General features: G+C 56.5%; 17 protein-coding genes. 4 read left to right on the top strand and 13 right to left on the bottom strand.

The window, feature by feature from the left end:
* Positions 1-29: 29 nt before the first annotated feature.
* Together V8L71_RS06340 and V8L71_RS06345 are read left to right on the top strand one after the other, a co-directional pair.
* Positions 30-2,174 carry a dihydrolipoyl dehydrogenase family protein gene (locus tag V8L71_RS06340; protein WP_336273555.1) on the top strand — a complete coding sequence of 715 codons (2,145 nt, stop codon included), beginning with the start codon at positions 30-32 and terminating at the stop codon, positions 2,172-2,174.
* Positions 2,171-3,316: an FAD-dependent oxidoreductase gene (locus tag V8L71_RS06345; protein ID WP_101147390.1), complete on the top strand. Its 1,146-nt coding sequence runs from the start codon at positions 2,171-2,173 to the stop codon at positions 3,314-3,316. Before V8L71_RS06340 ends, V8L71_RS06345 begins: the two co-directional genes overlap by 4 nt.
* A gap of 9 nt (positions 3,317-3,325) precedes the next feature.
* Here V8L71_RS06345 and V8L71_RS06350 read toward each other — a convergent pair whose 3' ends face one another.
* Together V8L71_RS06350 and gloA are read right to left on the bottom strand one after the other, a co-directional pair.
* Positions 3,326-3,784 carry an META domain-containing protein gene (locus V8L71_RS06350; protein WP_101147391.1) on the bottom strand — a complete coding sequence of 153 codons (459 nt, stop codon included), beginning with the start codon at positions 3,782-3,784 and terminating at the stop codon, positions 3,326-3,328.
* Between the two features lie 37 nt (positions 3,785-3,821).
* Positions 3,822-4,262: a lactoylglutathione lyase gene (gene gloA, locus V8L71_RS06355; protein WP_101147392.1), complete on the bottom strand. Its 441-nt coding sequence runs from the start codon at positions 4,260-4,262 to the stop codon at positions 3,822-3,824.
* 127 nt (positions 4,263-4,389) lie between these two features.
* Here gloA and V8L71_RS06360 point away from each other — a divergent pair, with 127 nt between their 5' ends.
* Positions 4,390-5,460, top strand: a complete 1,071-nt coding sequence (locus V8L71_RS06360) for a metal-dependent hydrolase (protein ID WP_336273556.1) — start codon at positions 4,390-4,392, stop codon at positions 5,458-5,460.
* Positions 5,461-5,482: 22 nt separating this feature from the next.
* Here the strand turns inward: V8L71_RS06360 and V8L71_RS06365 are convergent, their stop codons facing one another.
* From V8L71_RS06365 to rho, 9 genes are all read right to left on the bottom strand, one after another.
* Positions 5,483-6,214, bottom strand: coding sequence for an MliC family protein (locus V8L71_RS06365; protein WP_336273557.1), 732 nt, complete (start codon positions 6,212-6,214; stop codon positions 5,483-5,485).
* A gap of 45 nt (positions 6,215-6,259) precedes the next feature.
* Entirely contained in the window at positions 6,260-6,772 is a 513-nt protein-coding gene (locus V8L71_RS06370; protein WP_336273558.1) for a DUF3087 family protein, read from the bottom strand.
* A 77-nt stretch (positions 6,773-6,849) separates the two neighbouring features.
* Positions 6,850-7,935 (bottom strand): 3-deoxy-7-phosphoheptulonate synthase, encoded by a 1,086-nt coding sequence (locus V8L71_RS06375; RefSeq protein ID WP_336273559.1) that lies wholly within the window; start codon positions 7,933-7,935, stop codon positions 6,850-6,852.
* Positions 7,936-7,937: 2 nt separating this feature from the next.
* Complete coding sequence (locus V8L71_RS06380; protein WP_198556120.1) at positions 7,938-8,096, bottom strand: hypothetical protein; 159 nt, start codon at positions 8,094-8,096, stop codon at positions 7,938-7,940.
* A gap of 147 nt (positions 8,097-8,243) precedes the next feature.
* Complete coding sequence (locus V8L71_RS06385; RefSeq protein ID WP_336273560.1) at positions 8,244-8,375, bottom strand: hypothetical protein; 132 nt, start codon at positions 8,373-8,375, stop codon at positions 8,244-8,246.
* 108 nt (positions 8,376-8,483) lie between these two features.
* Positions 8,484-8,612 carry a hypothetical protein gene (locus V8L71_RS06390; RefSeq protein WP_008959857.1) on the bottom strand — a complete coding sequence of 43 codons (129 nt, stop codon included), beginning with the start codon at positions 8,610-8,612 and terminating at the stop codon, positions 8,484-8,486.
* Between the two features lie 59 nt (positions 8,613-8,671).
* Positions 8,672-9,412: an NAD(P)H-flavin reductase gene (locus V8L71_RS06395; RefSeq protein WP_101147397.1), complete on the bottom strand. Its 741-nt coding sequence runs from the start codon at positions 9,410-9,412 to the stop codon at positions 8,672-8,674.
* A gap of 61 nt (positions 9,413-9,473) precedes the next feature.
* Positions 9,474-10,964 (bottom strand): 4-hydroxy-3-polyprenylbenzoate decarboxylase, encoded by a 1,491-nt coding sequence (gene ubiD, locus V8L71_RS06400; protein ID WP_101147398.1) that lies wholly within the window; start codon positions 10,962-10,964, stop codon positions 9,474-9,476.
* 57 nt (positions 10,965-11,021) lie between these two features.
* Positions 11,022-12,281, bottom strand: coding sequence for a transcription termination factor Rho (gene rho, locus V8L71_RS06405; protein WP_007111700.1), 1,260 nt, complete (start codon positions 12,279-12,281; stop codon positions 11,022-11,024).
* A 549-nt stretch (positions 12,282-12,830) separates the two neighbouring features.
* Between rho and ppx the strand changes: the two genes are divergently transcribed.
* Complete coding sequence (ppx, locus tag V8L71_RS06410) at positions 12,831-14,384, top strand: exopolyphosphatase (protein WP_101147399.1); 1,554 nt, start codon at positions 12,831-12,833, stop codon at positions 14,382-14,384.
* On the opposite strand, the gene tilS is transcribed toward ppx, so the two are convergent.
* Positions 14,347-15,687 (bottom strand): tRNA lysidine(34) synthetase TilS, encoded by a 1,341-nt coding sequence (gene tilS, locus V8L71_RS06415; RefSeq protein ID WP_336273561.1) that lies wholly within the window; start codon positions 15,685-15,687, stop codon positions 14,347-14,349. The genes ppx and tilS overlap by 38 nt on opposite strands.
* Positions 15,668-16,624, bottom strand: coding sequence for an acetyl-CoA carboxylase carboxyl transferase subunit alpha (accA, locus tag V8L71_RS06420; protein WP_336273562.1), 957 nt, complete (start codon positions 16,622-16,624; stop codon positions 15,668-15,670). The genes tilS and accA overlap by 20 nt, the downstream gene beginning before the upstream one ends.
* Between the last annotated feature and the right edge of the window lie 90 nt (positions 16,625-16,714).

Raw genomic sequence — 16,714 nt, forward strand, 5'->3', positions numbered from 1 at the left:
TCGTTTACCCCCTGGCGCTGGAGCGTACCGTGACCCGACAACGTTTGATTATTGCAGCGCTACTCGCCATTGCCATTGGCGTGTTTTTTCTTAGCGGCGCCCATCAATGGTTCACGCTAGAGACCCTAAAGGCTTACCAAAACGACTTTCAATCGGCGTTTAACCAAAACCCGTGGCAGGTGGCTGGCCTCTTTTTTGCCGTCTACGTGGTGATGACCGCCCTCTCTTTGCCGGGAGCCACGCTGCTGACACTGCTGGGCGGCGCACTGTTTGGCCTTGGCTGGGGGTTGTTGATCATCTCCTTCGCCAGCGCAATAGGGGCGACCTTGGCCTTTTTGCTCTCTCGCTTTCTGTTTCGCCACCCGATTGAGCAGCGCTTTCCGCGCCAGTTTGAAGCCGTTAATCGCGGCGTAGAGCGTGACGGCGCTTTTTATCTGTTTATGCTGCGCCTGGTGCCGGTGTTCCCGTTCTTTATGATCAACCTGGTCATGGGGCTGACCCGGATTAAAACCGTTACTTACTACTGGGTGAGCCAACTGGCGATGCTGCCAGGTACAGCGGTTTATGTGAACGCAGGCGGGCAACTGGGAGATTTGGAAAGCGTCGCGGGTATCGTCTCGCCAACGCTATTAGCCTCTTTTGCATTGCTGGCGGTTTTCCCCTGGATTGCCCGGCGCATCGTGCTGCTGATGCAGAAGCGCAAAGCCTACACAGGCTTTACCCGGCCCGACCGCTTTGACTACGACATTGTGGTCATTGGTGGCGGTTCGGCGGGGCTGGTCACTAGCTACATCGCTAGCGCCGTGAAAGCCAAAGTAGCGCTGGTGGAAAAACACAAGATGGGCGGCGACTGCCTGAATACCGGCTGCGTGCCCTCCAAGGCGTTAATACGCGCTGCCCGCGCTGCTCATGAGATTCGCAACGCCTCACGCTTTGGGGTGACTGCCGGTGAACCCCAGATTGATTTTGCCAATGTGATGGGCCATGTGCATCAAGCGATTAGCGATATCGAACCCCACGATAGCGTCGAACGCTATCGCAGCCTAGGCGTTGAGGTGTACCAAGATCACGCCACGCTTACCTCGCCATGGGAGATTCAGGTGGGCGATAAAACCCTTACCGCTCGCCATATCGTTCTGGCCACGGGTGCTCGTCCTCGAGTGCCACCCCTACCGGGAATTGAGAGTGCGCCCGTTTTAACCTCTGAAAACCTTTGGTCACTAACGGAGCTGCCCAAACGCTTAGTAGTGCTCGGTGGCGGTGCCATTGGCTGCGAGCTAAGCCAAAGCTTTGCCCGCCTGGGCAGTCAAGTGGCGCTGGTCGAAGGGCTTTCTCAGCTGTTAGGACGCGAGGATCAGGAAGTCGGCGCACTGGTCGAAACGACCTTAGCGGATGAAGGGATCAAGGTGATGACCGACGCCAAAGCGCTGGAGGTTCTCAACGACGAGGCAGGCTATCAACTGGTGGTCATGCATCACGACGAGCGTAAGCTGCTTCCTTTTGACTATTTAATGGTGAGTGCGGGCCGCCAAGCCAATGTGGAGGGCTTGGGGTTGGAGGCGTTGGGGATCACGACGACCCAAGCGGGGACGTTAGAGCTTAACGAGCGTCTGCAAACCCGCCTACCTAATATCTGGGCCTGCGGTGATTTAGCGGGGCCTTACCAACTGACGCATGCGGCGGCCCATCAGGCGTGGCACGCTGCGGTCAATGCGCTGTTTGGAGAGCTCAAGAGTTTTGCCGTGGATTACCGGTTTATGCCTGCGGTGACCTACGTGCAGCCGGAAGTGGCACGGGTAGGATTGAATGAGAAAGAGGCCAAAGCAAAAGGAATCGCGTTTGAAGTCACCCGTTACGCCATGAATGAGAGTGACCGCGCCATTGCCGAAGGCGCTACCGCAGGCTTTATCAAAGTGCTCACCGTGCCCGACAAGGATAAAATCCTGGGGGCGACCATCGTTGCCGAGAACGCCGGCGAATGGCTGGGTGAGTTTACCATTGCCATGAAACATGGACTGGGGCTCAACAAGCTGCTGGGCACCATTCATCCTTATCCCACGCTTGGTGAGGCCGCCAAGGCCACCGCAGGCGTATGGAAGAACGCCCATAAGCCTGAACGGGTATTGAAACTGCTGAAGCGCTACTTCACTTGGCGTCGCGGCGAGGCAAAATGACCTGTCCTATCAAAAAGCTGTTACTCATTGGGGCGGGCCATGCCCACGCCTTTGTGCTGGAAGCCTTTGCCCAGCAGCCAGACTCGAATATCGCGATTACGGTGGTGAGCGATAGTCCGTTGGCGGCTTACTCCGGCAGTGTACCGGCCTGGTTGGCAGGCGAATGCACGCTACGTGAAACGCAGATTGATGTGGCGGCGTTATGCCAGCGGGCCAACGCGCTTCTCATTCTCTCTCCGGCGAAAGCCATTAACCTTCAATCACGCTGTGTGGAGCTGGCAGATGGCGAGTGCATCGATTTTGACGTTGCTTCGTTCAATATTGGCTCTACCCTGACCCTCCCTGAGCAGCATGGCGAACAGCTTCCCCACCTGCTGGCCATGCGTCCACTGAGTTCGCTGCATTATCGCTGGCAGGCGCTGCAAGAAACGGTCAACGCGCTTCCTCCTGGCGGCGACTTAAGGGTAGTCAGCGTTGGTGGCGGTGCCGCAAGCTGCGAAACGTTGATGAGCGTATTGGCTCAGTTGCGCCACCAGCGTCCCGATATTGACTGGCAGGGACATTTACTTAGCGCCTCGAATGAGCTGCTGCCCGGGGCAGGTCGCTTGCCACGCTGGTTAATGCGGCACGCCTTGTTACGCGCGGGCATTAACGTGTTCCAGCAGATACGTGGAGCGGCATTGGTAGACGGGGGCGTATTAACACACTGCAACGTACTCATGCGTGCCGATATCGTGCTGTGGGCCACCGGCGCTGTTGGCCACCGCTGGCTTTCTGAGACCGCGCTTCCACTGAATGATCAAGGCTTTATTCAGGTAGAAAAATCGCTGCAGGTGGTGGGCCAGCCGGTTATCTTCGCCGCGGGGGATTGTGCGGCTTTTGACCCGCCGCTGCCCAATGCGGGCGTATACGCGGTACGCATGGGTCCTCATTTGGCGGACAATCTTCGCCGGGCCTGCTGCGGTGAATCGTTGGCTGATTGGCAGCCACCCAAGCGCGTCCTGGCCCTGATTGGCACCGGTGACGGTCACGCGATTGCCAGTCGAGGAAGCTTTGGAGTATCAGGAAAGTGGGTATGGGAATGGAAAAAGCGGATTGATGCGCGCTTTATCGCCCGCTTCAATCCGCCTTTTGAGGGCTAACTGGCTACCTTAGTTACCTTCGCGCCAGCCGCCTAACACCCGACTATCCGGGCCAAAAAAGACCAAGCGGTCATGATCAATCAGGTAACGGTAAGCGGTTTCCATCATATCCGTGACGCGTTTGGCATCATCCATTTGCGGGCATGCCATACGTGTAGTGGCCAACTCGCTAAACTCGATGCGCTGATTTTCCCCTAGCGTCACCTTACCGGTAAGGCGGTTACAGCCATCATGGCCACTAACGCTACCATCACGAGATATCTGGAAAAATGGCGTTTCCGGCATCGACAGCCGCTCATCGGTGCCCACCAACAGTAAGTTCCAACGCTGATCAACAATGGCGCCGGAAAGCGAGGAACCGCTCGACCCTTGCGGCGATGTGCTTGGCCCTGGCGCACTGCTACAGGCGCTTAACAAGAGCACAGTGGAGGCGAGCAGTGGCAATAAACGCCAACTTTTCTTGGTCATGGTGAATCGTCCTTGTTTGCTAGCCTTTCTGGAATAGCTACCAGCTACCGGTATTTTCCATCGACGCCCAGGGTTCTTGCGGCTCGAGTGCATCGCCTTTTTGCAGCAGTTCAACCGAGATACCATCTGGTGATTTTACAAACGCCATGTGGCCATCGCGAGGCGGACGATTGATGGTCACACCGTTGTCTTGAAGCTTTTGGCAAAGCGCATAAATATCGTCGACGCGGTAGGCCAAGTGACCGAAGTTGCGACCGCCCGAATACTCTTCTGGATCCCAGTTGTAAGTCAGCTCTAGTTCAGGAGCGGTGAGACGCGCCGAGCGCGCTTCATCAAAGGAGGCGGCAAGGAACACCAGCGTAAAGCGGCCCTTCTCGTTTTCTTTACGACGGACTTCTTTAAGACCCAGCAGATCGCAGTAAAAACGTAGCGAAGCATCTAGGTCACTCACACGTACCATGGTATGTAGGTATTGCATATCGACTCCTCAAAAAACGACCGTAGCCATACTTTACAAAAACGTGACAGCGTACATAAAACGCCGCAACGCTGTACAATTAAACCATAACGTTTATCTTAGCTGGGTTTACCCGTCGGAGAAACCTGTGGATTCAGTCACGCAAGCTGCGCTTGGCGCAGCCATTGGCGGTGCCGTGCTGGGCCGGCGCTTGGGCCGAAAAGCCATTCTCATTGGCGCCGTGCTGGGCACCCTGCCTGATCTTGATGTGATAATCGATTACGGCGATGCCGTGGCCAATGTTACCGAGCATCGCGGCTTTAGCCATTCACTGTTTGTGCTAACGGGCTTGGCCACGCTGCTGGCACTACTGAGCGCACGCTTTGCGCCTATCAAGGCGATTAGCCTGCCCCGCTGGTGGTGCTTTTATACACTTATTCTGGTCACGCACCCGCTGCTTGATGCCCTTACCACCTACGGTACCCAGCTGTTGTGGCCACTTGATGTAACGCCTGCGGCCTGGCCGATCATTTTCATTATCGACCCGCTTTATACCCTTGCCTTGCTCATCGCCCTGGGATTCGGTTTGGTCTCTTTGCGGGTAAGAAAGGCCTGCACTTGGGGGCTGGCCATCAGCTGTGTTTATCTGACCATGGCGGCTGGGGCGAAAGTAATGATTGAACAGCGTATCGCCCCAGTGCTGGCGGAGCAGGGGCTACAAGAGGCTCCCCTGCTGATTCAGCCAACCCCGTTCAATATTGTACTATGGCGCGCCACAGTGATGGATGGGGATCGCTATTATGAAAGTTTGATTAGTGTGTTTGACGGTAATAGCCCGCCACGCCTTGAACCACTGATTCGTAACGCAGCGCTGGAAGCCCCTCTTTTAGCTAGCCTGCAAGGGCAGCGCTTGGCGTGGTTTGCAGGGCCTTTTCTGCGCTATGAAGAGCGTTGGCTGGATGGTAAAGAGACGCTTATTGCCACCGATATACGGCTCGGCTTTCCAGGGTTTCATCCGTTTAGTTTCACCCTGGCTACGTTAGAAGAGGAGCGCTGGGTACCGCTGGCGGTGAGCGAACAAGTGGAAAGCTCACGCGGCATTCAGATGACAACGCTCTCCCGGCTTGCCGCTCGCGCCGCGGGCAACTCCTCGGCCCTCTGCGCCAGCGACTTTGTAGCGCAGGAGTGGCGGGCCGAGCGTGTCATCTATCGCTGCTGAGCGACCTCTTTATTGGATAAACCTAGGGGGCAATACCCTGGCCACAGCCGCTATACTGCTCACCACCGTAGGTCAGGGTGACCCTTGCTGGGAAAGGCTTTCCGCTCATGTTGTCAAAACAGGCACCGGCGTCAATGCGCACGCGGAAAAACGGCTCAGCGTCGGCGTTTTCGATAACCACTCGTCCCGCTTCATTGTCCATCACACTGACCATATAAGGTAATTCGAGGCGCTCTTCCCCATAGTTCGTCTCCATGGTCAGCGTCGGCGTATCATGCGCTAACGCAACGCTCCAACCAGGCTCGTTACCCTGGCCAAAGAACATCACGCCAGGCTTCACCGCTCGAGTTAAGGCGTCACGCTGTTCGGCCAGAGAGCACTGCAGTTGCCCCCGCGGAGTTTCTACCAGCGCTTTGTCACCCCGATTCCAGAAGCTGATTTCACCATCTTGATAACGGGCACCGCTGGCCACAACGGCTTGTGGCAGTCGCCATGCGCCGTGCAGCGACCACAGGCGCAGATCGTTGGTATTGGTCGCGGTCACTAAGTGTTGTTTCGCAGGCTCGCAGTGCCATGCGGCAAATTGTTCAGCGGAGCCAGGAAACAGCGCCGAAGGCAGGAAGGGAGCCCGGTTATCTAGCGTGGCTTGATTGGCAACTGCTGTTTCGGCGGTGGGCGTCGCTGCACACCCTCCTAGCACGACCATCACGCCTGCTGCGAAAACAGCACCACTCCATACTCTTAACGTATTCATTTACCGCGCTCCCTGTATGACTTTTTCTATGATGACTCGTATTCATTACCCGCGCTTGAATGCCTGCAAGTCATGCGTATCAATGCTCTCAACTTGGGGGGGCAACCCCAGCTCTTCGCGTTTGATCTTAACCTGCATTTTTTCAGCCAGCCGCTCCGAGTCGTCGTCGGTGGTACGCCCGTTAAGCTCTGCCAACTGCGACATGCCCTGATGATAGAAGGTCAGCAGGTCCAGCGCCGTGCGATTATCCTCTTCCACTGCTTTGCGCAGTTGGGAGAGGTAGCCGCTGACTTGTGACAAGTGATGCTTGAGTTGCCAGACATAGCGTACTTCGGTCATCCACGGGCGCTCCCGCAGCACGGCAAAGAGCGCACTGGTGGCCAGCAAGCCGAGGAAGACACCAAGGGCATTGAGCCAAAGGCTACTGCCAAAAGTAGAAGTGAGCAGCATGGAGAACAGCAGGCCAAAAATAATCAGTTGCCCTGCCATGGCAAAACTGATCATGCGGGCTTTACGGCGGTAGGTCTCAGGGTCGTGATCTTCTAGGGCAAATACCATGGCCAGCCTCATCATCAAAATAAGTTTCTTATGATACGGGGCTGGCCATGGCAAACAAGTACTAGTGTTAGCGAGACTTAACTCAAACGCTCCGCGGCTGTTTTAAGTAAGTGCTCGGTAGTCTCCCAGCCCACGCAGGCGTCGGTCACCGAAACACCGTAGCGCATAGCACCTGGCTTGAGCGGCTGCTTGCCTTCGAATAAATGGCTTTCCAACATCAATGCCACCAGATTGGCTTCCCCCGACTGGCGCTGGGCGAGTACATCCAGCATCACTTCGCTCTGGCGACGATGATCCTTACGTGCGTTAGCGTGGCTGCAATCCACCATCAGCCGTGGGTTTTGGCCCGCGTTACGTAGTGCGGTGGTAGCAGCTCGTACGTGCTGAGTCTGGTAGTTGGGTTCACCGTGACCACCGCGCAGTACTACGTGGGTATGTGGGTTGCCAATGGTTTGCTGGACGATCGGATGGCCTTGAGGATCGACGGCAAAACGCTGGTGCGGGTGGGCCGCCGCACTCATGGCATCAATCGCGACTTGAACGTCGCCACTGGTAGCATTCTTGAACCCCACCGCCGCGGCTAAATCACTGGCCAGCTCCCGGTGCAGTTGCGATTCAGTGGTGCGCGCGCCTATCGCTACCCAGCTCAGCAAATCGTCCAGATAAGGTGCCAGCATCGGCTGTAGAAGCTCGGTGGCCACCGGCAGGCCACGCGCCGCCACTGCGTGCATCAGTTCACGGGAGAGCGCCAAACCGCGGGGCATATCGCCACTGCCATCTAAATCAGGATCGTAGGCCAGCCCTTTCCAACCCACGGTGGTGCGGGGTTTTTCAATGTAGACACGCATCACGGGTAATATCTGCTCGCTCACGTCTTCACTGAGCGCTGCCAGGCGGTCGGCGTACTCAAGCGCGGCATCAGGGTCGTGCACTGAGCAGGGGCCGACCACCACGAGTAGACGGTCATCGTGACCGCTTAAGATTTGCTGTACAGCGTGACGTTGGCGGGCAATTTGCTCACTTAGCGGGTCGCTTAACGAGATACGCTGACGCAGTTCGGCGGGGGTAGGCAGCCTTTTAGAGGTGGTAGGCGTAAGCTGCGAAGTGACCTGGGCAGTATTGACGGCTGGTTTATTTACAACAGAGCTGATGGGCGCATTCATGATTAATTCTCCGCAATCGTACATCGTTTGACTAGGTGACCACCCAGGCGCACGCGGTCGGAGGTGGCAGCTAGCACCGACCGCGCGTCGCTAAATCGCCAACCATAGCCATAGCCCACATAGCCGGTAGCGAACGCGTTAGTCAGTCCACGATAAATCATGATGCTGCTCCTTGATGAAATAGTGATGAAAGTTAACCAAACCCGTTAGTAGCAGGGACTAAAAACGCCAAAAGCCCCGGCGGGGTTACCGACCGGGGCTTCTGTGCTTGCGGCAGGCAACCGAGTGGTGTGCCTGGTGGCGCGACGTTAGGCGTCGGCCAAGGGCACACCGAGGCTAAACCAATACCAATAAGAGCCTGCGCTACCCATGAGCACGCACACGCCATCAGCCATGTCTGGCAGTGGTTTCATCGTGTGTGGCGTGGTGAGTCGCTGCATGTCTCTAGTTTCCGTTAGTAATGGCTCGCCCGAAAGAATCGTCCGCTAAGGCTGCCGCAATGATGTTGTGGTTTTTATCCTGCCTGCAAGCGTTGCAAATGGCAACACTCAACCGCTAAAAGCTTGTACCCAGCCAATCGTCGCGGGCAGTGCTGCCATGCTAACCAATACCACTATGCCGAGAAAAATGGATAAAAAGCCAGATTCGTCTTTATAGTCTTCGTCGTGATGGGCCATGTTAGCCTCCTTTTTTATCAACGCTATATCAGGGGAGTCTCAAAAAACCTGCGGCCATATTAAGTAGTTCGAGGGGCGTAGGCAAACACATCCGAAAACACTCGCTCAAGCTTCACGCCTTTCGTCTCGAGCACATCCAAGCAGGCATATACCATGCCGGGTGAACCCGAGATATATACATCATGGGTGTCCAGCGTTATCTCTGCGTCTTTCAAGACTTGGTCAATACGCCCCTGGTGGTGGTTGATCCGCTCGCCCACTGCCATCGGCTCTTCTAACGGAAGCTCGGTCACTGCATGAAACGAGACGTTAGCATGGGTTTGCGCCCACGAACTCGCCAATTGCTCCAAGTACAGGTCGCGATGTTCACGCGCTGCCCACCATAGCGAAATTTCACGCTCTGGCTGCTCGTGGAGTACTGCTTCAATAATCGCTTTCATCTGCGAGAAACCGGTGCCAGCGGCTATCAGCATTAATGGCCGCTCGCTCTGACGATCCAACACGCAATCCCCACACGGCAAACGCAAGGTAAGCTGGTTGGCCACCTGAAGCAGCTCACGTAACCGCGCTGAGTTATCCCGCTCTGGCCAGTGTTGGATATGTAGTTCAATGATGCCATCACCCCGTTCAGCGCTGGCAATCGAAAACGGTACCCAGGTTGTGTCGTCTATCTTCAGTTCTAAATATTGCCCCGGCGCATGCTGCATGGCTTCGGCGCGCCCGGCTAGCGTTACGCCAAACACATCGGGGTTTAAGTTCTCAACCTCGGTGACTTGGCAAGTCAACGTCCTTGCACTCATGAAAGCCTCTTTTAACAAATTCGGTCAGCGATACGCATGATCAACGGCTGTCTTCAGTCTATCAAAGGCGAGAGGGCGGTAACGCCAGGCCAATGCCCAGTGCTTCCCAGCGTTCATCTACCCGCGCTTTAACCGCTTCGTCCATCACAATAGGGGTGCCCCATTCGCGATCGGTCTCTCCCGGCCACTTGTTGGTAGCATCAAGCCCCATTTTCGAGCCAAGGCCTGAGACCGGCGAGGCGAAATCGAGGTAATCGATCGGCGTATTCTCGACCATGACGGTGTCCCGTGCGGGGTCCATCCGCGTGGTGATCGCCCAGATCACGTCTTCCCAGTTACGCGCGTCCACATCGTCATCCAGCACGATCACAAACTTGGTGTACATAAACTGGCGGAGGAAACTCCAGACCCCCATCATGACGCGCTTGGCGTGTCCGGGGTACTGCTTCTTCATCGTCACGACCGCCATACGATAAGAGCAGCCTTCCGGTGGAAGGTAGAAGTCGACAATTTCGGGGAACTGCTTACAAAGGATCGGCACAAACACTTCGTTCAACGCTAACCCAAGGATCGCGGGCTCGTCCGGTGGTCGCCCGGTGTAGGTCGAGTGGTAAATCGCATCACGGCGCATGGTCATGCGCGTGACGGTAAATACCGGGAAGTGGTCGACCTCATTGTAGTAACCAGTGTGGTCACCAAAGGGGCCTTCCGCTGCCATGTCATCCGGGTAGATAAAGCCTTCGAGAATAATCTCGCTCGATGCAGGCACATCAAGATCGGCGTGGCCGCACTTCACCAACTCCGTCCGCGAACCGCGAAGCAGGCCCGCAAAGGCATACTCTGAAAGTGAATCTGGCACAGGAGTCACGGCGCCCAAAATCGTCGCCGGATCGGCGCCCAACGCCACGGCTACCGGGAAAGGCTCGCCAGGATGGCTTTTTTGGAACTCCAGAAAATCCAAGGCGCCGCCACGATGGGATAGCCACCGCATAATCAGCCGGTTCTTGCCGATTTTCTGCTGACGGTAAATCCCTAGATTCTGCCGCTTTTTGTTCGGCCCTTTGGTAATCACTAGTGGCCAAGTCACCAGCAGCCCAGCATCGCCTGGCCAGCAGTGTTGAATCGGCAGCATGCCAAGATCGACCTCGTCGTCTTCATACACCACTTCTTGTACCGGCGCATGCTTGACGTTTTTGGGGCCCATACTGAGCACTTGCTTGAAGATCGGCAGCTTGTCCCAGGCATCTTTCAAGCCCTTGGGCGGATCAGGCTCCTTGAGGAAAGCCAACAGCTTACCCACTTCTCTTAGCGCTTCTACCGAATCTTGTCCCATGCCTAGCGCGACCCGTTTGGGGGTGCCAAACAGGTTGCCCAACAGCGGCATGTCGTGGCCTTTGACGTTTTCAAACAGCAACGCTGGGCCACCGGCACGCAGCGTGCGGTCGCAAATTTCGGTGATTTCCAGGTAAGGATCGACTTCGACGTGGATACGCTTGAGTTCACCCTGCGCTTCAAGCGCCGCGATGAACTCGCGCAAGTCTTTATACTTCAATGCACGCTCCCTGACTGGCGAATGCGCCGCATTAGCGGCGCTCTTTTTGACTACAAGCTAGCGGCGCTTCATCGCTTCAAAGAACTCAAGATTGGTCTTGGTATCTTTCAGACGGTCAATCAGGAATTCAGTGGCAGCGGTGTCTTCCATCGGATTGAGCAGCTTGCGCAGAATCCACATACGCTGCATTTCATCCTCAGAAGCCAGCAGGTCTTCACGACGGGTGCCACTGCGACGGATATTGATCGCTGGGAATACGCGACGCTCGGCCAGTTTGCGGTCCAGGTGGGCTTCCATGTTGCCGGTACCCTTGAACTCTTCGAAGATGACTTCGTCCATCTTGGAGCCGGTGTCGACCAGCGCCGTGGCGATAATCGTCAGGCTGCCGCCCTCTTCGATGTTACGCGCCGCACCAAAGAAGCGCTTCGGCTTTTCAAGGGCGTGGGCATCAACACCACCAGTAAGCACCTTGCCGGAGCTGGGTACCACGGTGTTGTAGGCACGCGCTAGACGAGTAATGGAGTCGAGCAGGATGACCACGTCTTTCTTGTGCTCAACCAAACGCTTGGCTTTTTCGATAACCATTTCGGCTACTTGTACGTGACGTGCCGGTGGCTCATCAAAGGTCGACGCCACTACTTCGCCACGCACGGTGCGCGACATTTCGGTCACTTCCTCAGGGCGTTCATCGATCAGCAGAACGATCAAATGACACTCTGGGTTGTTGCGCGTGATGGAGGTCGCGATGTTTTGCAACATCAGCGTTTTACCCGCCTTCGGCGGCGATACCAGCAAACCACGTTGGCCTTTACCAATCGGCGCGGTTAGATCGATGATCCGCGCGGTAAGGTCTTCCGTGGAGCCGTTACCGATCTCCATACGCATGCGATCGTCTGGGAACAGTGGCGTCAAGTTCTCAAACAGAATCTTGTGCTTGGCATTTTCCGGACGGTCAAAGTTGATTTGACTGACCTTCAGCAGGGCGAAATAACGCTCACCCTCCTTCGGCGGACGGATTTTGCCGGAAATGGAGTCACCCTTGCGCAGATTGAAACGGCGGATCTGCGAAGGCGATATATAAATATCGTCGGGACCGGCGAGATATGAGCTGTCAGCGCTACGCAGGAAGCCGAAGCCATCCTGAAGAATTTCCAGCACACCGTCGCCGTAAATATCCTCGCCACTTTTGGCGTGTTTCTTGAGGATGGCGAAAATGATGTCCTGCTTGCGCGAACGGGCCAGGTTATCAATACCCATTTCACGGGCGATATCGAGGAGCTCGGGAACGGTTTTTTGCTTGAGTTCAGTGAGATTCATCGGTGTGTTAGAAAGTTGCTCATGGAAGCTGGGCGCCAGGCGCCGGGAGTATGACAGGAGGCGTGAAAGTGACGCCGTGTGATGCGTTCAGACCCCGGTAAAGGCACGCGCTCGAAGATGAAAGGAACGGCGTTGGACTTAACTAACAACGCTGCTGCTAGTTGTTATTAAGACTCAACTCGAGGGTGCTAACACTTGTCTACTCTGGTTCACACAGGAAGAGTGGTTGAACCAGTGGGCTATCTGACGACTTGGAATTCTGGCTGACGCTAACGGGATAAACAATGAATAACGTCTGGGGCGACCAAGGTGCCGTACTTGAACGACGCATGCAAGATGATTTATCTAAACTGTCTATTTAAGCCTTCTATCTAAACGGTCTATCAAAACTATCTTAACAACGAAGTACTTGTGGACACACTAACTAACCAGGTCAGATCAAGCCAGTAGCTCGATGGTAGTCAAGCCCTGCGACAAACGCAAGCCTTTGCAATTGACAATAGATAAAGGTCACCGCAACCTTGGCACAGCCAACACGAAGGAAAGCTCATGCCCAAGGACATTTTGCTCCCCATTGACGCCTCTGCCGCTGAGGCAAACAGCGGCGCGCCGCAGCGATTCGCCGCCATTGACCTGGGCTCCAACAGCTTTCACCTACTGGTGGCCAACTACCAGCATGAACGCCTCCAGGTGGTGGCCCGCTTGGGTGAAAAAGTGCAGCTCGCCGCAGGCTTAGACGATGACGGCATGCTGAGCGAGGCGGCTATGCAGCGCGCGCTAGACTGCTTAGGACGCTTCGCGCCCTTTTTAAGCGATATTACCAACGCCAATTTGCGTATCGTGGGCACTAACGCGTTACGCGATGCGCATAATAGCCAAGCATTTATCGAACGCGCTGAGGCCCAATTAGGTCACGCCATCGAAATTATTGCTGGGCGCGAAGAGGCTCGGCTGATTTATTTGGGTGCCGCCCATGCCCTGGCCGAAAGTGGCCGTCGATTAATCGTCGACATTGGCGGCGGCTCGACTGAATTCATCATCGGCGAGGCGTTTGAGCCTAAGGCGCTGGAAAGCCTACGCATGGGCTGCGTCACGTTTTCCCGGCGCTTCTTCCCCGACGGTGAGTTGAACGAAAAGCGCATGCGCCGCGCCGAGCTGGCGGCCCTTTCGGAGCTTGCCAATATTCAGCGCCCCTACCAGCGCCTGGGCTGGGATGACCCGGTCGGCTCCAGCGGCACGATCAAGGCCGCCGCCAGCGTGCTTTATGCCTACGCCGATACGCCCCATGAAGGCGTTATTACCCGCGGCGGCTTAAAGAAGCTGCGCGAGCGTCTGCTCAAGTGCAAACAGCTGGAAAAAGTCGAGCTGGACGGCCTCAAAGCCGACCGCGCCAAGGTTTTCCCGGCGGGGATTGCCATTCTTGGAGCTATTTTTGAAGCCTTCGATTTAACCCAAATGCGCTTCGCCGACGGCGCACTGCGTGAAGGCGTGCTCTACGATATGGCCGGGCGTAATACCGCAGAAGACTCGCGCTCGAAAAGCCTGGAGTCGCTGCAGCGCACCTACGATGTCGATACGCGCCAGGGGCTTAATGTCGCCGACACCGCTGAGCGCTTATTCCATCAGGTACGCCACGCGTGGTCGCTCAACCCCGATCAAGCGCGCTATTTGCAGTGGGCTAGCCATGTGCATGAAATCGGCTTGGCGATTTCCCACAGCCAATTTCATCGCCACGGTGCGTACCTGCTGGAGCACTCCGATCTCGCTGGCTTCTCCCGTCCTGAACAGCGGCGGTTGGCGTTTCTGGTGCGCGCGCATCGACGCAAATTTCCGCTTAAAGAGTGGCAGGCTTTGCCCGACGCGCAACAGGAAGTGACGCAGAAGCTCGCCCGGCTGCTACGTTTAGCCGTACTGCTTAATCATTCGCGCCCTGAAACCGCTCCCTCGCTGCCGGAGATAAGCGCTGACAGCGATAGCCTGACCATCACGCTGCCTGCCAGTGATGAACCCACCCTGCTGAGTACCGACTTGGAGCAGGAGCAGGCGTTTATGGAAGCCGCCGGTTTCAAGCTTTTGATACAGCAGGGAAAGTCTGACGGATGAAGCGCGCCCCCTCGGCTTGCCATAGCAGCTTGCCAGGGGGAGCAATCACGCCAATACACGCTGATGCCTGCATGATCACCACCAGCCGTCCGCGCTCCCAGGGCGGTACCTCTGCCTCCTGAAGAAGTCGCTTTACATCGCGCCTACCCCGCGTTGGCAGTTGAATGACCTCGCCTCCCTGTCGCCAAGTGACCCTGAGCAGTTGAGACGACGCTTGGGATGGCGTTGGTAACGAAGATACTTGCCAGCCCAGCGGCCCGATGGGTGTTTCCAGGGGCGTTTGACCATCCCAACTAACCTCCCACGCCGGTAGCGGCTCAAGAGGCGCCATCAGATAGAGCCGCTGACGCCACAGGCGCGCCTGAGCGCCCTGCCACTCGACGCATACCTGGGCATCCACCTTCGCTGTTAATTGATCCAGCAGGCTCTCTAGGCGCTTTTGCGGCGGCGTCGGCAACCCTTGCTGCTGGCAAAGCGTACGCACCAAAAGCCGCTGACGGGGTCGCAAACGCGCGCTTAAAGCTGCGGCGTTCAAGTATTGGTTATCGACGCATTGGCCATCAATGGTAAGTAACGCTTGCAGCTCTTGCTGGGCATACTCACTCAGCAAGGTGTCGGCTTCGCTGGCATGTTGGGCGCTACTCGCCAAGGCCTCATCTGCCCCTGGCCAACGTTCGCGAAGCGTCGGCAGCACCCGGTGGCGCAGGCGGTTGCGATCAAGGCTGATATCCCTGTTGGTAGGGTCTTCGCACCAGCAGAGATCAAGTGACTGCGCGGCTTTCTCAAGCGCGGCCCGCCCTACCGTAAGCCACGGGCGCAGCAGCGTAATAGCGTGGGCATCACGCCGATAAGGCATACCCGCCAGGCCGCGTACGCCACTGCCGCGCAGGGCAGCAAGCAGGAAGGTTTCCGCCTGATCGTCCTGATGCTGGGCGAGCCAAAGCGTGTCACCGGCGGGAAGAGTGGCGAAGAAAGCCTCATAACGGGCATTGCGCGCCGCCCCTTCAATGCCCTCGCCTTGGGTATCCACTGCCACCTCGGCGACTGTGAGGGGAACGTTGGCACGCTCACAAAGCGCCCGACAGTGGGCTTCAAATGTCGATGCTGCCGCTTGCAGGCCATGATTGATATGAATGGCTCGCAGGGGGCGTTCTGCTTGTTCACAGACCTGTACGGCTAACGTGAGCAGCAGACAGGAGTCCAAACCGCCTGAGAGTGCCACCCAAATAGAGCGCCCCGGCGGGGTTTCCGCCAGGGCGTCATTAAGCAGGCCTTGAAGCGTACTACGCGGCTGAGGCGCCATAGCTCATCAAGCGCTTGTAGCGACGTTCAAGCAGCGCATCGGTATCCATTGCCTGCAAGCGCTCCAGGCTCGCGGTGAGCGCTTCCTTGACGCGCTCGGCGGTAGAGAGAGGATGGCGATGAGAGCCGCCTAACGGCTCTTTAATCAGCGAATCAACAAAACCCAGCTCCTTCAGGCGCTCGGCAGTGATCCCCATGGCCTGGGCGGCATCAGAAGCCTTGGTGGCACTTTTCCATAGAATCGAGGCGCAGCCTTCCGGTGAGATCACCGAGTAAGTGGAGTACTGCAACATCTGCAGCTCGTCACATACGCCAATGGCCAGCGCGCCGCCGGAGCCACCTTCGCCCACCACGGTCGAGATAATAGGCGTTTTCAGACGCGACATAACGGCCAGGTTATAGGCAATAGCCTCGGACTGACCACGCTCTTCCGCGTCGATACCGGGATAAGCACCGGGGGTATCGATAAAGGTCAGAATCGGCATTTTGAAGCGCTCGGCCATCTCCATCAGACGGCACGCTTTGCGGTAGCCTTCTGGGCGCGGCATACCGAAGTTGCGGCGCACTTTCTCTTTTACATCGCGGCCTTTTTGATGACCAATCACCATCACTGGTGCATCATTCAACCGCGCAATGCCACCCACCAGCGCGGCATCATCGGCGAAGTTGCGATCACCGTGCAGCTCGTCAAAGTCGGTGAAGATATGTTCGAGATAGTCCAGCGTATAAGGGCGCTGGGGGTGACGAGATAGTTGCGAAACCTGCCAGGGAGTCAAATCCTTGAAGATCGATTCCGTCAGCTTACGGCTTTTCTCTTCCAGCCGAGAGATCTCGTCAGAAAGGTTTACTTGGCTATCAGAGCTGACCAAACGCAGCTCTTCAATTTTTGCCTGAAGTTCGGCAATGGGCTGTTCAAAATCGAGATAATTAGGATTCATCGGCTCTGCCTGGTCAAAATAAGCATGCATATGTGTGAAAGAGTATAAAGAGCATTATCGCACCCTGGCCCTGCTGCGCAAGGTGGGTGC

Source organism: Vreelandella indica (assembly GCF_037070225.1).
Lineage (GTDB): Bacteria > Pseudomonadota > Gammaproteobacteria > Pseudomonadales > Halomonadaceae > Vreelandella > Vreelandella arctica.

Excerpts from the sequence above, each read along its gene's own strand:
- accA (WP_336273562.1), bottom strand. The coding sequence starts at position 16,624 with ATGAATCCTAATTATCTCGATTTTGAACAGCCCATTGCCGAACTTCAG.
- V8L71_RS06380 (WP_198556120.1), bottom strand. The coding sequence starts at position 8,096 with ATGATTTATCGTGGACTGACTAACGCGTTCGCTACCGGCTATGTGGGC.
- ppx (WP_101147399.1), top strand. The coding sequence starts at position 12,831 with ATGCCCAAGGACATTTTGCTCCCCATTGACGCCTCTGCCGCTGAGGCA.
- rho (WP_007111700.1), bottom strand. The coding sequence starts at position 12,281 with ATGAATCTCACTGAACTCAAGCAAAAAACCGTTCCCGAGCTCCTCGAT.
- V8L71_RS06370 (WP_336273558.1), bottom strand. The coding sequence starts at position 6,772 with ATGGTATTTGCCCTAGAAGATCACGACCCTGAGACCTACCGCCGTAAA.
- V8L71_RS06395 (WP_101147397.1), bottom strand. The coding sequence starts at position 9,412 with ATGAGTGCAAGGACGTTGACTTGCCAAGTCACCGAGGTTGAGAACTTA.
- V8L71_RS06385 (WP_336273560.1), bottom strand. The coding sequence starts at position 8,375 with ATGCAGCGACTCACCACGCCACACACGATGAAACCACTGCCAGACATG.
- V8L71_RS06365 (WP_336273557.1), bottom strand. The coding sequence starts at position 6,214 with ATGAATACGTTAAGAGTATGGAGTGGTGCTGTTTTCGCAGCAGGCGTG.
- V8L71_RS06390 (WP_008959857.1), bottom strand. The coding sequence starts at position 8,612 with ATGGCCCATCACGACGAAGACTATAAAGACGAATCTGGCTTTTTATCC.
- V8L71_RS06350 (WP_101147391.1), bottom strand. The coding sequence starts at position 3,784 with ATGACCAAGAAAAGTTGGCGTTTATTGCCACTGCTCGCCTCCACTGTG.
- tilS (WP_336273561.1), bottom strand. The coding sequence starts at position 15,687 with ATGGCGCCTCAGCCGCGTAGTACGCTTCAAGGCCTGCTTAATGACGCC.
- V8L71_RS06375 (WP_336273559.1), bottom strand. The coding sequence starts at position 7,935 with ATGAATGCGCCCATCAGCTCTGTTGTAAATAAACCAGCCGTCAATACT.
- V8L71_RS06345 (WP_101147390.1), top strand. The coding sequence starts at position 2,171 with ATGACCTGTCCTATCAAAAAGCTGTTACTCATTGGGGCGGGCCATGCC.
- gloA (WP_101147392.1), bottom strand. The coding sequence starts at position 4,262 with ATGCAATACCTACATACCATGGTACGTGTGAGTGACCTAGATGCTTCG.